The organism is Krasilnikovia cinnamomea (assembly GCF_004217545.1).
GTDB classification, from domain to species: Bacteria; Actinomycetota; Actinomycetes; order Mycobacteriales; family Micromonosporaceae; genus Actinoplanes; species Actinoplanes cinnamomeus.
The window spans coordinates 376,258-390,316 of record NZ_SHKY01000001.1 but is presented as its reverse complement, the minus strand read 5'-3'; the positions used below and the strand labels follow the sequence as shown (position 1 = coordinate 390,316).

The 14,059-nt window shown below is 72.3% G+C and carries 9 protein-coding genes; 5 read left to right on the top strand and 4 right to left on the bottom strand.

What is annotated here, in order from left to right:
* The first annotated feature begins 67 nt into the window (after positions 1-67).
* The 3 genes from hrpA to EV385_RS01615 all read left to right on the top strand — a co-directional run bounded on the left by hrpA (position 68) and on the right by EV385_RS01615 (position 7,236).
* On the top strand, positions 68-3,994 hold the full coding sequence (gene hrpA / locus EV385_RS01625) for an ATP-dependent RNA helicase HrpA (RefSeq protein ID WP_130507832.1): 3,927 nt from the start codon (positions 68-70) through the stop codon (positions 3,992-3,994).
* Between the two features lie 74 nt (positions 3,995-4,068).
* Complete coding sequence (locus EV385_RS01620) at positions 4,069-6,387, top strand: putative bifunctional diguanylate cyclase/phosphodiesterase (RefSeq protein WP_130507831.1); 2,319 nt, start codon at positions 4,069-4,071, stop codon at positions 6,385-6,387.
* 117 nt (positions 6,388-6,504) lie between these two features.
* Positions 6,505-7,236 carry a LamG-like jellyroll fold domain-containing protein gene (locus EV385_RS01615; protein WP_130507830.1) on the top strand — a complete coding sequence of 244 codons (732 nt, stop codon included), beginning with the start codon at positions 6,505-6,507 and terminating at the stop codon, positions 7,234-7,236.
* Positions 7,237-7,282: 46 nt separating this feature from the next.
* Here the strand turns inward: EV385_RS01615 and EV385_RS01610 are convergent, their stop codons facing one another.
* Together EV385_RS01610 and EV385_RS01605 are read right to left on the bottom strand one after the other, a co-directional pair.
* Entirely contained in the window at positions 7,283-7,507 is a 225-nt protein-coding gene (locus EV385_RS01610; RefSeq protein ID WP_130507829.1) for a hypothetical protein, read from the bottom strand.
* A 308-nt stretch (positions 7,508-7,815) separates the two neighbouring features.
* Positions 7,816-8,598 (bottom strand): exodeoxyribonuclease III, encoded by a 783-nt coding sequence (locus EV385_RS01605; protein ID WP_130507828.1) that lies wholly within the window; start codon positions 8,596-8,598, stop codon positions 7,816-7,818.
* Positions 8,599-8,712: 114 nt separating this feature from the next.
* Between EV385_RS01605 and EV385_RS01600 the strand changes: the two genes are divergently transcribed.
* The gene (locus tag EV385_RS01600; protein ID WP_130507827.1) at positions 8,713-9,258 is read left to right on the top strand and encodes a hypothetical protein; all 546 of its coding nucleotides are present in this window, start codon (positions 8,713-8,715) and stop codon (positions 9,256-9,258) included.
* Here EV385_RS01600 and EV385_RS01595 read toward each other — a convergent pair.
* Both EV385_RS01595 and EV385_RS01590 read right to left on the bottom strand, forming a co-directional pair.
* Positions 9,234-11,543: a putative bifunctional diguanylate cyclase/phosphodiesterase gene (locus EV385_RS01595; RefSeq protein WP_242624638.1), complete on the bottom strand. Its 2,310-nt coding sequence runs from the start codon at positions 11,541-11,543 to the stop codon at positions 9,234-9,236. The two genes, EV385_RS01600 and EV385_RS01595, sit on opposite strands and share 25 nt — an antisense overlap.
* A 135-nt stretch (positions 11,544-11,678) precedes the next feature.
* Positions 11,679-12,518 carry a universal stress protein gene (locus EV385_RS01590; RefSeq protein WP_165449360.1) on the bottom strand — a complete coding sequence of 280 codons (840 nt, stop codon included), beginning with the start codon at positions 12,516-12,518 and terminating at the stop codon, positions 11,679-11,681.
* A 193-nt stretch (positions 12,519-12,711) separates the two neighbouring features.
* On the opposite strand from EV385_RS01590, the gene EV385_RS01585 reads away from it, so the two are divergent.
* Positions 12,712-13,995 (top strand): citrate synthase, encoded by a 1,284-nt coding sequence (locus EV385_RS01585; protein ID WP_130507825.1) that lies wholly within the window; start codon positions 12,712-12,714, stop codon positions 13,993-13,995.
* Positions 13,996-14,059 lie beyond the last annotated feature (64 nt).

The following is a 14,059-nucleotide window of genomic DNA, read 5'->3' as shown; positions in this document are numbered from 1 at the left end:
TGATCGACACCCCAGGGACGGTAATCACGCGGCGCGCAGCGCCCGGGCCGCCTATCCTTGCTCCGCCATGTCGATGCCATCCCCGGACGCCGCCGCGCTGCGCCGTACGCTGACGACCCTGCTGCCCCGCGATGAGCACCGCCTCGGGCGGCGGCTGGAAGGCATCCGGCGCATCCGCGACGAGGGTGCCCGCGCCGTCGCGCTGGCCGAGATCGCCGAACAGGTCACGCAGGCGCAGCAGCGCTACGAGGCCCGGCTGGCCGCCGTGCCCAAGGTCGGCTACCCGGAGGAGCTGCCGGTCAGTGCCCGCCGCGACGACATCGCGGCGGCGATCCGCGACCATCAGGTCGTGGTGGTGGCCGGCGAGACCGGCTCGGGCAAGACCACCCAGTTGCCGAAGATCTGCCTGGAGCTGGGCCGCGGCGTCCGGGGCGCGATCGGGCACACCCAGCCGCGCCGGATCGCGGCCCGCACGGTGGCCGAGCGCATCGCCGAGGAGCTGGGCACCCCGCTGGGCGCCACGGTGGGCTACAAGGTGCGCTTCACCGACCAGGTCAGCGACCAGACCATGATCAAGGTCATGACGGACGGCATTCTGCTGGCCGAGATCCAGAACGACCGGGCGCTGCGCGCGTACGACACGCTGATCATCGACGAGGCGCACGAGCGCAGCCTCAACATCGACTTCCTGCTCGGCTATCTCAAGGAGCTGCTGCCCCGCCGCCCCGACCTGAAGCTGATCATCACCTCGGCGACGATCGAGACGGCCCGGTTCGCGCAGCACTTCGCGGGCCCCGCCGGACCGGCGCCGGTGATCGAGGTGTCCGGGCGGACCTACCCGGTCGAGGTGCGCTACCGGCCGCTGGTGGCCACCACCGGCGAGGGCGAGGACGAGGGCCGGGAGGAGCCGGTCGACCAGGTCGACGGCATCGCCGCGGCGGTCGACGAACTGGGGGCCGAGGGCGACGGCGACATCCTGGTGTTCCTCAGCGGCGAGCGGGAGATCCGCGACACCGCCGACGCCCTGAACAAGCGCGACCTGCGCAACACCGAGGTGGTCCCGCTGTACGGGCGCCTGAGCGCCGCCGAACAGCACCGGGTGTTCGAACGCCACACCGGGCGGCGGATCGTGCTGGCCACCAACGTCGCCGAGACCTCGCTGACCGTCCCCGGCATCCGGTACGTGATCGACCCCGGCACCGCCCGGATCTCCCGCTACAGCCACCGGCTCAAGGTGCAGCGGCTGCCGATCGAGCCGGTGTCGCAGGCCAGCGCGAACCAGCGCAAGGGCCGCTGCGGGCGTACCTCCGACGGCATCTGCGTGCGGCTGTACTCCGAAGAGGACTTCGCGCAGCGGCCCGAGTTCACCGAGCCGGAGATCCTGCGTACCAATCTGGCCAGCGTCATCCTGCAGATGACCGCGCTCGGCCTGGGGGACCTGGCCCGCTTCCCGTTCATCGACCCGCCGGACCGGCGCAACGTCACCGACGGCATCAAGCTGCTCGAAGAGCTGGGCGCGCTGGACGGGCGCAAGCTCACCCCGCTGGGCCGCCAGCTGGCCCAGCTGCCGGTCGACCCACGGCTGGCCCGCATGGTGATCGAGGCCGACAAGCAGGACTGCGTCGCCGAGGTGATGGTGGTGACGGCCGCGCTGTCCATCCAGGACCCCCGCGAGCGCCCCGCCGAGAAGCAGCAGCAGGCCGACGAGAAGCACGCCCGATTCACCGACAAGGAATCCGACTTCTTCAGCTACCTCAACCTGTGGCGCTACCTGCGCGAGCAGCAGCGGGAGCTGTCCGGCAACCAGTTCCGCCGCCTGTGCCGCGCCGAATTCCTCAACTATCTGCGGGTCCGGGAGTGGCAGGACATCTACGCGCAGCTGCGGCAGGTCGCCCGTACCCTCGGCCTGAGCGTGACCGAGCACGACGACGCCGAGCCGCCGGACGCGCAGCGACTGCACACGGCCCTGCTGGCGGGCCTGCTGTCGCACATCGGCCTGAAGGACACCGACAAGCGGGAGTACCTGGGCGCCCGAGGCGCGAAGTTCGCGATCTTCCCGGGCTCGGCGCTGTTCAAGAAGCAACCCCGGTGGGTGATGTCCGCCGAGCTGGTCGAGACCAGCCGCCTGTGGGCCCGGGTGAACGCCCGCATCGAGCCCGAGTGGGCCGAGAAGCTCGCCCCGCACCTGGTCAAACGCAGCTACAGCGAGCCGCACTGGGACCGCCGGCAGGGCGCGGTGCTGGGCTACGAGAAGGTCACGCTGTACGGCCTGCCGATCGTGCCCCGGCGCAAGGTCGGCTACGCCCGGGTCGACCCGGTGCTGGCCCGGGAGCTGTTCATCCGGCACGCCCTGGTCGAGGGGGACTGGGACACCCACCACGCCTTCTTCGCGCAGAACGCCAAGCTGCTGGAACAGATCGAGCAGATGGAACACCGGGCCCGCCGCCGCGACATCGCCGTCGACGACGAGACCGTGTACGCCCTGTACGACGCCCGCATCCCGGCCGACGTGGTGTCCGGGCGGCACTTCGACGCGTGGTGGAAGAAGGCCCGGCGCGCCGAGCCGGAACTGCTGACCTTCACCCGCGACCTGCTGGTCAACGCGGGCAAGGACGCGGTGGACCCCGGGGCGTACCCGGACGCCTGGCTGGCCGACGGGGTGCGGCTGCCGCTGAGCTACCAGTTCGAGCCGGGCGCGGCCGCCGACGGGGTCACCGTGCGCATCCCGCTGGCGCTGCTGAACAAGGTGGACGCCGAGGACTTCGGCTGGTCGGTGCCCGGCCTGCGCAAGGAGGTCGTGGTGGCGCTGATCCGGGCGCTGCCCAAGGCGCTGCGCACCCACTTCGTCCCGGTGCCGGACTGGGCCGAGGCGGTGCTGGCCCGGGTGCCCGCCCGGCGCGGACCGCTGCCCGACGCGATCGGCACCGAGCTGCGGCGCCTCACCGGCACCGTGGTGCCGCGCGACGCCTGGCGGCCCGACCAGGTGCCCGACCATCTCCGGATGAACTTCCGGGTGGTGGCCGAGGACGGCGCGGTGCTGGGCGAGGGCCGCGATCTGGAGGTGCTGCGCCGCAGCCTGGCCCCGAAGGTCCAGGCCACGATCTCCGCGGCGGCCGGGAACGTCGAGCGGCGCGGCATCACCACGGCGGAGATCGGTACGATCCCGCGCCACGTCGCCCAGAACCGCGGCGGCTACGCGGTGACCGTCTTCCCGGCGCTGGCCGACGAGGGCGACAGCGTGGCCGTACGGGTCTTCGAGACCGAGCCGCAGCAGCGCGCCGCCATGCGGGCGGGTACCCGGCGGCTGCTGCTGCTCACGTTGCCGCAGGCCGCCCGCTACCTGCAGGGGCGGCTGGACAACCGGGCCAAGCTGGAGCTGAGCCGGGGCAACCCGTACCGGTCGATCGCGGAGCTGCTGGACGACTGCGCGGGGGCGGCACTGGACCGGCTGGTCGCCGAGGCGGGGGGCCCGGCCTGGGACGCCGAGGCGTTCGCCGTGTTGCGCGACGCGGTCCGGGCCGACCTCGTGGACGCGGTCGCGAACGTGGTGACCCAGGTGCGGGCGGTGCTGGCCACGGCGTACGAGATCGACCAGCGGATCGGCGCCACGAAGGACCCCGCGCTGCTGCCGGCGCTGGCGGACATCCGGGCGCAGTTGCGCGCGCTGGTGCATCCCGGCTTCGTCACCCAGACCGGCTGGCGGCAGCTGCACCACCTGCCCCGGTACCTGAAGGCGATCGCGTACCGGCTGGACCGGCTGCCGGGCACCCTGGCCCGGGACCGGCAACTGATGGCTCAGGTCCACGAGATCGAGGCGGAGTACCGGGAGCTGCGCGCGGAGCTGGCCCCGGGCGGGGAGGCCGACGAGGGCCTGGACGAGATCCGCTGGATGATCGAGGAGCTGCGGGTCAATCTGTTCGCCCAGTCGCTGGGCACCGCGTACGCCGTGTCCGACAAGCGCATCTACCGGGCGATGGACCAACTGCCCGGCTAGCCCGTTCTGTCCTTTCCGCCCCCTTGTGCCCGACGGTCGTGCGACCGTGAGGAACGGGCGGAAGGGGGCCGCCGGTGGACCAGTCAGGGCGATCCGGGAGCGCAGCACGCCGGTGGTGGCCGTGGTGCCTGTGCGCCTGCGTGCTGCTGGCCGCGGTCGGCGCGGCCGCCGGGGGACCAGCCGGGCGGCTGGTCATCGGGCTCGCCGTCGGCGGTGCCATCGCGGCCGGGATCCAGCTGCACCGCCCGCCCCGGCCCACGCCGTGGTGGTTGCTGGTCGTGGTGGTCGGCGCGGCCACCGTGCTCGGCGTGACCGGGCAGGTGCTCGCCGGGCGGGACGGCACCCCACCGCCTGTCCTGGACTACTTCTACTACCCCGTCTACCTGGTACTGGCCGCGGCGCTGGCGATGCTCGGCCCGCGCGGCCGCGACGACCGCTCCACGGCCGGGGGGATGGCCGAGGCCGGGATCCTCACCTGCGGCGCGGCGGTGCTCTGGTGGATCCTGGTGATCGACCCGCTCAGCGACGCGGGCCGCCTGCCGGTGCACGGCCGCCTGCTGGCGTTCCCGCTGCTCGACTTCGCGATGCTCGCCCTCGCGGTGCGGCTGGTCCGCGGTCGGCGCAGTCCCTGGACCGTGCTGATCGCACTCGCCACGGCCATGCTGCTGGTGGCGGACACCGCGTACTTCGTGTCCGCGACCGGGAGCACTCCGCCGCTGAGCGCAGTCTGTTCGCTGCTGGCCAACCTGCTGCTCGGCGCCGCCGCCCTGCACCCGTCGATGGCCCGCGACGCACCGGCCGAACCGGCGCCGGCCGGGCCGCCGGAAGTGACGGCGACCGGGCCGGAGCAGGTCACCGCCGCGCCCATGTATCTGGTGATCGTCGTGCTGGCCCCGCTGGTCACGGCCACATACCTGATGTACGAGCGGATCGCCGGCACCATCCGGCCGGGCGACATCGGGGTGCCGTTGCTGATCACCACCCTCGCCGCGGCTCTGCTGCTGTGGCGCATCCAGCAGCTCAACGGCGTCGCCCGCCGCCACGCCGCCCGGCTCGAACAGGCCCTGCGCGCCGAGGCCGAGCTGCAGCGGGAACTGCGTCACCGGACCCAGCACGACGCGCTCACCGGCCTGCCGAACCGGGCGCTGCTGTATGAGCGGATCGACGCCGCGCTGGCCGCGGCCACCCCAGGCGCGCTGATCGTGCTCGACATCGACGACTTCAAGGACGTCAACGACCGGCTCGGGCACGCGGTGGGCGACGACCTGCTGGTCGCGGTCGCGGACCGGATCACCGGCATGCTGGCGGGCCGGGCGATGGTCGCACGGCTGGACAGCGACGAGTTCGCGGTGCTGCTGGAGGAGGCCACCGACCGGGAGGCGATCGGCTGGGCCGAGGAGCTGCTGGTCGCCATGCGCCGTCCGGTCACCGTGCAGCACCACGCGCTGTTCGGCGCGATCAGCGTCGGGCTGCGCGGGCTCGACCCGGACCTGCTCACCGCGGACATCCTGCGCGACGCGTACGTGGCGCTGCACGCGGCCAAGGCGGCCGGGCGCGACCAGCTCGCGACGTTCGATCAGCGGATGCGCGAGCAGCGGCTGGCCCGGGCGCGGACCGTGGAGCGGCTGCGCGGCGCCCTCGACCGCGACGAGTTGCTGCTGCACTTCCAGCCGCTGGTCCGGCTCGCCGACGAACGCTACGTCGGTGCCGAGGCGCTGCTGCGGTGGCGGCCCGCCGGGGAGGCGATGGTGCCGCCGGACGCGTTCATCCCCGAGGCCGAGGACAGCGGCCTGATCGTGCCGATCGGGTCGTGGGTGCTGCACGAGGCGTGCCGGGTCGCCGCCCCGTGGCACCGGGACAACGGCGCGGTGGTGTCGGTGAACGCCTCGCCGCGCCAGCTGCGCGAACCCGACTTCGCGACCCAGGTCCTCGACGCGCTGCAGCGGGCGCAACTGCCGCCCCAGGCGCTGATCCTGGAGATCACCGAGGGGGTGCTGGTGGGTTCCGGCCCCGTCGCCGAACAGGCCGTACGGCATCTGGGCGCGCTGCGTGAGCGCGGCGTGCGGGTCGCCGTCGACGATTTCGGTACGGGCTACTCGTCGCTGGCGTACCTGCGTGACCTCCCGATCGACCACGTGAAGATCGACAGGTCGTTCATGCCGGGACCGGGCGAACCGGATCCGACCGCACGAACCCTGGTGAAGGCGATCATCGACCTCGCGACCGCGCTGGGGCTGGGCACGATCGCCGAGGGGGTGGAGACCGCCGAGCAGGTGGCGCTGCTGCGTGCGCTGGGGTGCGAGCGGGCCCAGGGGTTTCACTTCGCCCGGCCGGTGCCCGCCGCCGAGGCGGGCGAGCTGCTGGCCCGCTCCCACCGCGAGGCCCGGGTGTGATTCGCGACTTTGGCCGTGCGCCCGACCGAGGGGTCGGCCGGGGCGCTCGGATAAAAAGGCCGAAACGGCAATAGGGGCACTTTGCTCGCCAAGAGCATCTAAGTAACTTCAAGCCCCATGAAGGTTCCTGCCAGACTCCTCACCCTCCTGCTGATCACGACCCCGGCCGTCCCTGCCCTGGCCGCGAGCGCCACGGCCGCACCCCGGACCGTCATGCGGTACACGTTCGACGCCGGCCCCACCGCGACCGGGCGGATCGCGGACACCTCAGGTGCCGGCGCGCCGCTGGTCAAGCGCACTGTGGACGGTGGCACCATCCGCTTCCTGCGCACCGCCACGGGCCGGTACGTCGGCTTCCCGGCGCCCTGCGCCCGTACCGCGACGAGGTGCCCGCGGGCCCTGTTCGAGGCGCCGGACGACAACGATCTCGACCCGGGCACCGCCCCGTTCCGCTGGGGCGCCACGGTCTACGTCAAGCAATGGCAGGTCCTCGGGTCGTCCAACATCATGCAGAAGGGGGTGTCGGACACCGAGAGTCAGTGGAAGCTGCAGGTCGGGGCGAACCGCGGCAAGGCGCACTGCGTGGTGGTCGGGCGCGGTTCCAGCCAGGCCTACGTCGCGCGCTCCACGATCTCGGTCGCCGACGGCGTCTGGCACCGGGTGCTCTGCCGCCGCTCCGGCGGCGTCCTGACCGTCTACATCGACGGGGTGGACCGCGGCCACGTCATCATCCCGCCCACCCTGGAGATCGGCAACAACATGCCGATGCGGATCGGCGGGCCGAACTTCAACACGACCTCCGACATGTACCACGGGTACCTCGACAACGTGGTCGCCGTCGCCGGATGAGCGAACGTGGCCCGGGACGACCGTCCCGGGCCACGCCCCTGCCGGCTCAGCTACGGCGGAACGCGTACGAGCGGCTCTGGCCGGACCGCGACGCCCGGCCGGAGCGGACCTGCTCGGAACGCTGGCGGGCGGCCAGCCGCGAATCCCCGGCGCCGTGGTGCGCTGCCGGGGAACCGGCCCCGGTCGGACGGCCGTCGCGCGACGCGGCGGCCATCTCCTGCCGGGCCAGATCGTCGCGGTCGACGTGCACGGTGAACGGTTGGTCAGGCATACGAAGTCCTCCTGAGTCGAGGAGCGAGAACCGTGGAAGGAGCGCCGCCACGGCGGCGCGCGGTCGGACGTCCCGGGCGGCGGGAAGGCGGTTCCACGGCAGACGACACCGCCGCGGCGCCCGGAACCGGAGAGGCCGGCGCACGGCCCGGGCCTGCTGGCCCGGGGGCGCGGAAGCCCGCGGAGCCGGACCGGCGCGAGGCACGGGCCCGGTGCGGGCGGCGACGTCAGGAGATCATGCGGGCACGCTACCGAGGCGGCGGCCCCGGGCGCCACCCCTTTTTCGCGGGACTTCGCGCGCGATCCGGTCTACCCGGCCACCGGATCGAGATCGACGACGATCGGCGCGTGATCGGACGGGCCCTTGCCCTTGCGCGCCTCCCGATCCACCACCGCGTCGCGCACCGCGGCCGCGACCGCCGGCGTGCCGTACACGAGGTCGATGCGCATGCCCTTGTTCTGGTGGAACATGCCCGCGCGGTAGTCCCAGTACGTGAACGGGTGGTCGCCCTTGAGCGGGCGCGGCACGATGTCGGTCAGCCCGACCGCCAGGATCTCGGCCAGCGCCTGCCGCTCCGGCGCGGTGACGTGGGTGGCGCCGACGAACAGCGCGGGATCCCACACGTCGTCGTCGGTCGGTGCCACGTTGAAGTCCCCGGCCGCGACCGTCGGGCCGGCGGCCACATCCGTGGCGAGGGCGTCCCGGAACGCCGCCAGCCACCGCAGCTTGTAGTCGTAGTGCGGGTCCTGCGGGGTCCGCCCGTTCGGCACGTACACCGAGGTGAACCGCACGCCGCCGCAGATCGCGCTGATCGCCCGGGCCTCCGGCTCGGGGAAGCCCGGCTCGCCGGGGAAGCCGTGCCGGACGTCGTCGAGGCCGATCCGGGACAGCAGGGCGACCCCGTTCCACCGGCCCTGGCCGTAGGCGGCGCATGCGTAGCCGAGCGCGGCGACCTCCTCGGCCGGGAAACCGTCCGCCGCGACCTTGGTCTCCTGCAGGCAGACGACGTCCGGCCCGGTGTCCGCGAGCCACTGCAGCAGGCGGGGGAGCCGGGCCTTGACGGAGTTGACGTTCCACGTGGCGAAGCGCATCTGCACAGCCTGCCCGATCCGGGCGGGCGCCGCCGCTACCGGCCGCGGCGTGGCCCCGGCGCGCCCGGCCCGCCGTCATCGGCTACGGTCGATCCCGCTGAACAGGGGGAACTCATGCGGGTGGATGTCGTGGCGGAGCTGCCGCCGACGTTGCTGGATGCGGCCTGGCGGTTCTATCACGACACGTTCGACGAACTGCGCACGCGCGCGGTGGCCCGGCACGTCATGTACCGCCACGAATTCGACGAGCTGATGGCCGACAAGCGCGTCATGAAGTACGTGGCCGGCGACGGCGACGCGATCGTCGGGCTCGCGGCGCAGACCGACGACCTGCACGCGGTCCCGCTGATCTCGCCGGAGTACTTCGCCCACCGCTGGCCCGACCGGTACGCCCAGCGCCGGATCTTCTACGCGGTGTTCGTCGGCGCCCGGCCGGGCCCGCGCGGCATGGGCGTCTTCGTGACCCTGCTGCGCGAGATGATGCGCCCGATCACGGCCGTGGCGGGCATCGTCACCATCGACGTGTGCACGCACAACGAGGCCGTGCACGCGCTGCCGCAGCGGGTGGAGCTGATCCTCGGCCGGATCGCCGGTGCGGCCCGCGCGCAGCGGGTCGACAGCCAGTCGTTCTGGTGCTACGAGTTCCCCGCCGCCAGCTGATCCCGGTTGATCGCCGACGCCACGGCGCGGACGCTCGCGACGAACTCGTCGGGCGCCATCGCGCGCCCCCACAGCCAGCCCTGGCCCTGCCGCACCCCGACCGCGGCCAGGGCGTCGCGCTGCGTCGGGGTCTCCACGCCTTCCGCGACGATGCTCAGCCCCAGGGCGCGGCTCATCGCGACGACCGCGCGGACGATCTCCTCGTCCTCCACGCTCTCGCCGAGCCCGGACACGAACGACCGGTCGATCTTGACCCCGGTGACCGGGAAGCGGCGCAGATACCCCAGCGCCGAGAATCCCGTGCCGAAGTCGTCGACCAGCAGGCGCAGCCCCAGCTCGCGAAGCTCGAACAGGACCTGGGAGGTCACGCTGGAGCCGTCCACCATGACCGACTCGGTCATCTCCAGCGCGAGGGCGCCGGCCGGGACGCCGTACCGCAGGAGCTCGGCGGAGACGATCAGGGGCAGGTTGGCGTCGGTGAGCTGGCGCGGGGAGACGTTGACGGACAGGTAGAAGTCGTCGGCCACGGTGCCGTCTGCCCGCCAGCGGGCCAGCTGGCTCATCGCCTGGTTGCGTACCCAGGTGCCGATGGAGCCGATCAGCCCGGCGTCCTCGGCGATCGGGATGAACGTGGCCGGCGAGATGTTCCCGCGCTCCGGGTGCTCCCAGCGGACCAGCGCCTCCGCACCCAGCGGCTGCCCCGTCTCGAGATTCACGATCGGCTGGTAGGCGACCCGCAGCTCGCCGCGCGCCAGCGCGGTGCGCAGCGCCGCCTCCAACTCGATGCGCTCGCGGACCCGGTTGTGCATCGAGACATCGAACAGGGTCGACCGGCCGGGCCCCTCGGCCTTGGACCGGTACATGGCCGTGTCGGCGTCGCGCAGCAGGGCCTCGGCGGTCACGGCCGGGTTGGGATCGCCCGCGGCGTGCGCGATGCCGACCGACGCCGTGATCACGACCTCGGTGTCGCGGACCGGTAGCGGCCGGGCGAAGCAGACCTGCACGTCCTCGACCATCCGCAGCGCGCCCGCCTGCTCACCCACGTACGCCAGCACGAACTCGTCGCCGCCGACCCGGGCCAGCGTGACGGTCGGGGGCAGGGCGGCCCGCAGCCGGGTCGCGACCTCGATCACGAGCTGGTCGCCGGTGTCGTGGCCCCAGGAGTCGTTGACCCACTTGAAGCCGTCCAGGTCCAGGTAGTACACCCAGACCCGGTGCGGCCCGTCCGGCGGGGTCTGTTCGACGAGGTGGGCGATCCGTTCGGAGATCATCCGCCGGTTCGGCAGCCCGGTCAGCGGATCGGTCACGGCCTGGTGCTCGGAGTGCAGCTCCGCCGCCACCTGGGCCTGGACCGCGGACACGGCCCGGGCCAGCAGCAGCACCACGATGGCGGCGCCGCCGACCGCGATGGTCAGCCGATGCCACGGCGAGCGCGCGCCGACCGCCACGAGCAGCACGAACGGCACGCAGATCGCGGGCGCCAGCAGCGCCATCCGGTGCCCGGACCAGGCCTGCACCGGGCGCCGGGCGGCCCGGCTCAGCTGCACCACCGACGGATGCAGCGCGGTCACCCCCAGCAGCACGTACGCCAGCAGGAACGGCACGTCCATCAGCGGTGAGGTGTACGTCTTACCGGCCACCCCGATGATCGCGTACGCCAGGTCGCCGGTCATCATCAGCACCATCGTGCCCAGCAGCGTGACCAGGCTGACCGGCCAGTTGGTGGCGGTGAAGGTCAGGTTCACCACGAGCAGCAGCAGCACCACGTCGAACAGCGGGTACAGGCCCGCCAGCACCGACTCGATCGGCGGGCGCCCGGCCACCGCCGCCGCGGGCGCCGCCAGCAGCAGCGCGCTGGCCAGCCCGCCGGCCAGGCAGACGATCAGCCCGTCGAGCACGGCGTGGCGTTCGACGCTCTGCCGGGCCCGCAGCAGGATCACGAAGAACACCCCGAGCAGCAGATACCCCGGGATGGTCGCGGCGTCGCCGAGCAGGTCCTGCGGGTGCGGCTGGGTGGCCGCCCATGGCCGGACCACGACGCCGACGAGGAAGGCCAGGCAGGCCGCGCCCATCAGCAGCCAGGCGGCGCGCGGTTCGGCGCCGAACCGCCGGGGGCCGGCGAAACACGCGGTGACCGCGCCGATGCCGATGACCGCGAACGCCAGCAGGCTCGCCGTCTCGGAGAGGTCGGCCACGTAGACCGCCGTGGCGGTGAGCCCCGCCACCGCGAACAGCAGCCATGGCGCGTACCGCCGACCGGTGGTCGGCGGAACCGTGGATTGCACCCCGATCGCCCCCTGGCAGGACCGTCTCCTGGCCGCCTGTGGCCGGTGGAGAACTTTGTTGCACGTGCGTTGCCAGGTAACCCTGCCAGGACCAGGTGGCACCTAGGGTCTCGCCAGGTGGCAATTAGGTCGCAGTCAGGAGGCCGGCACCCCCGCCGAAGGCACCGTACCCGCAGTGGTGTGCTCATTGGCAATGCCGCCGTGAACAAACAACGTGGGGCTCACGCATCGACGGAGCAGTTCGTGGGCCACCGGGCCGAGCAGTGGGCTGCCGTCGGCGCCGCGCGGCCCGACGATCACCATGCGGGCGTGCCGGGAGGCGCGGACCAGCTCGGCCACCGGATCTCCGGTCAGCAGCAGGACCCGGTGGGCGGGCAGTTCGGGTACGGCCGCGACGGCCGCGTCGAGCAGGCCCCGCGCGCGGGCCCGCGCCGCCGGGTCGGGCCGCTCCACCACGTGCGCCACCTCGACGGGCAGGTGCCGGCGGCGCGCCTCGGCGGCGGCGTGCCGCAACGCGGCCAGCGAGGCGGCGGAACCGTCCACCCCGGCCAGCAGCGGCCCGGTCGGCGGCCGTACGCCGCGGGCCACGACGACCGGGCAGCGGGCCCGGGACACCGTCTGCAGCAGCACCGAGCACTCCGTCAGGTGCGGCACCCTGGCCAGGTCGTCCTCGCCGAGGACCAGCAGCTGGGCGGCGCGGCTCTGCTGCAGCAGGACCCGTGCGGGGGGCCCGTCGACGACCAGGCCACGGACCCGGGGTGCCGGGGTCGCGCGCCGCGCGACGGTGACCGCGTGCTCGACCATCCGGGCCGCAGCGTGCCGCGCGGTGCCGTAGTCTTGGCCTTCCGGGTTCTGTCCTGGTGGGGCGGTTTCCGGCCACGTGAATGCGTGCACGATCCGTAGCGCGCACCCGCGGGCCACCGCCTCCCGGGCACCCAGCCGCACCGCGGCGAGGCCGGCCGCGGTCCGGTTCACGCCTACCACCACACCCGTCGAGCCCGGGGTCGCCATTGACTCCCACCTCCACAACCATTATCCAGCGGTGTGTTCTTCGTCGCACAGGTGATCAATGCCTCAGCAGGCGGGCAGCTAATGACCCATTCAGGTCGAGGGTTTACGGTGAAGTTCACGTTCTAGGGGACATCTGCCGGTGAAGCGAGGGAAATACATGACGGATGTCAAGCTTGACCACCCCGGTGGCCAGTTGACGATGCCGGTGCGCGAGGCGGTCGAGGGCCCCGGAGGCATCGAAGTCAGCGCGCTGCTGAAGGAAACCGGTTTCGTCACCCTGGACCAGGGTTTCGTCAACACGGCCTCCTGCTCGTCCGCGATCACCTACATCGATGGTGACGCCGGGATCCTGCGTTACCGCGGGTATCCGATCGAGCAGCTGGCGGGTCGGGCCTCCTTCCTCGAGGTGTCCTACCTGCTGATCCACGACGCGCTGCCGACTCCCACCGAGCTCGCTGACTTCGCCGACAAGATCCGGGTGCACACGCTGCTGCAGGAGGAGATGCGGACGTTCTTCTCCGGTTTCCCGCGTGACGCGCACCCGATGGCGGTGCTCTCCTCGGCGGTGACCGCCCTGTCGACCTTCTACCAGGACGCGCTCGACCCGACAGACCCGGATCAGGTCGAAATCTCCACGATCCGGCTGATGGCGAAGCTTCCGACGATCGCGGCGTACGCGTACAAGAAGTCCATCGGGCACCCGCTGCCGTACCCCGACAACTCCCTGGACTACGTCGAGAACTTCCTGCGCATGACGTTCGGCCTGCCTACGGTGCGGTACGACGTCGACCCGACCCTCGCCAAGGTCCTCGACATGCTGCTGGTGCTGCACGCCGACCACGAGCAGAACTGCTCCACCTCCACGGTCCGGCTGGTCGGCTCCAGCCAGGCCAACCTGTACGCGTCGGTCTCGGCCGGGGTGAATGCCCTGTCCGGCCCGCTGCACGGCGGGGCGAACGCGGCGGTGCTGGACATGCTGGAGCAGATCCAGCGTGCGGGTGGCGACGTCGACACGTTCGTCAACCGGGTGAAGAACAAGGAAAAGGGCGTCAAGCTCATGGGCTTCGGCCACCGGGTCTACAAGAATTACGACCCGCGTGCCGCGATCGTGAAGAAGGCCGCCCGGGACGTGCTGTCCACCATGGACAAGCCCGACCCGCTGCTGGACATCGCGTTCAAGCTCGAGGAGATCGCGCTCGCCGACGACTACTTCGTCTCGCGCAAGCTGTACCCGAACGTCGACTTCTACACCGGCCTGATCTACAAGGCCATGGGCTTCCCGACGAACCTGTTCACGGTGCTGTTCGCGCTGGGCCGCCTGCCGGGCTGGATCGCCCAGTGGCGCGAGATGACCGCCGACCCGACCACCAAGATCGGCCGGCCCCGTCAGCTGTACACCGGTTCGCCGGAGCGCGAGTTCATCCCGATCGACAAGCGCTGACCCCGCTCGCTACTCCGCCCCGTCGGCCCGGCCGGCGGGGCGGTGGTGTTTCCGGCGACCGTAC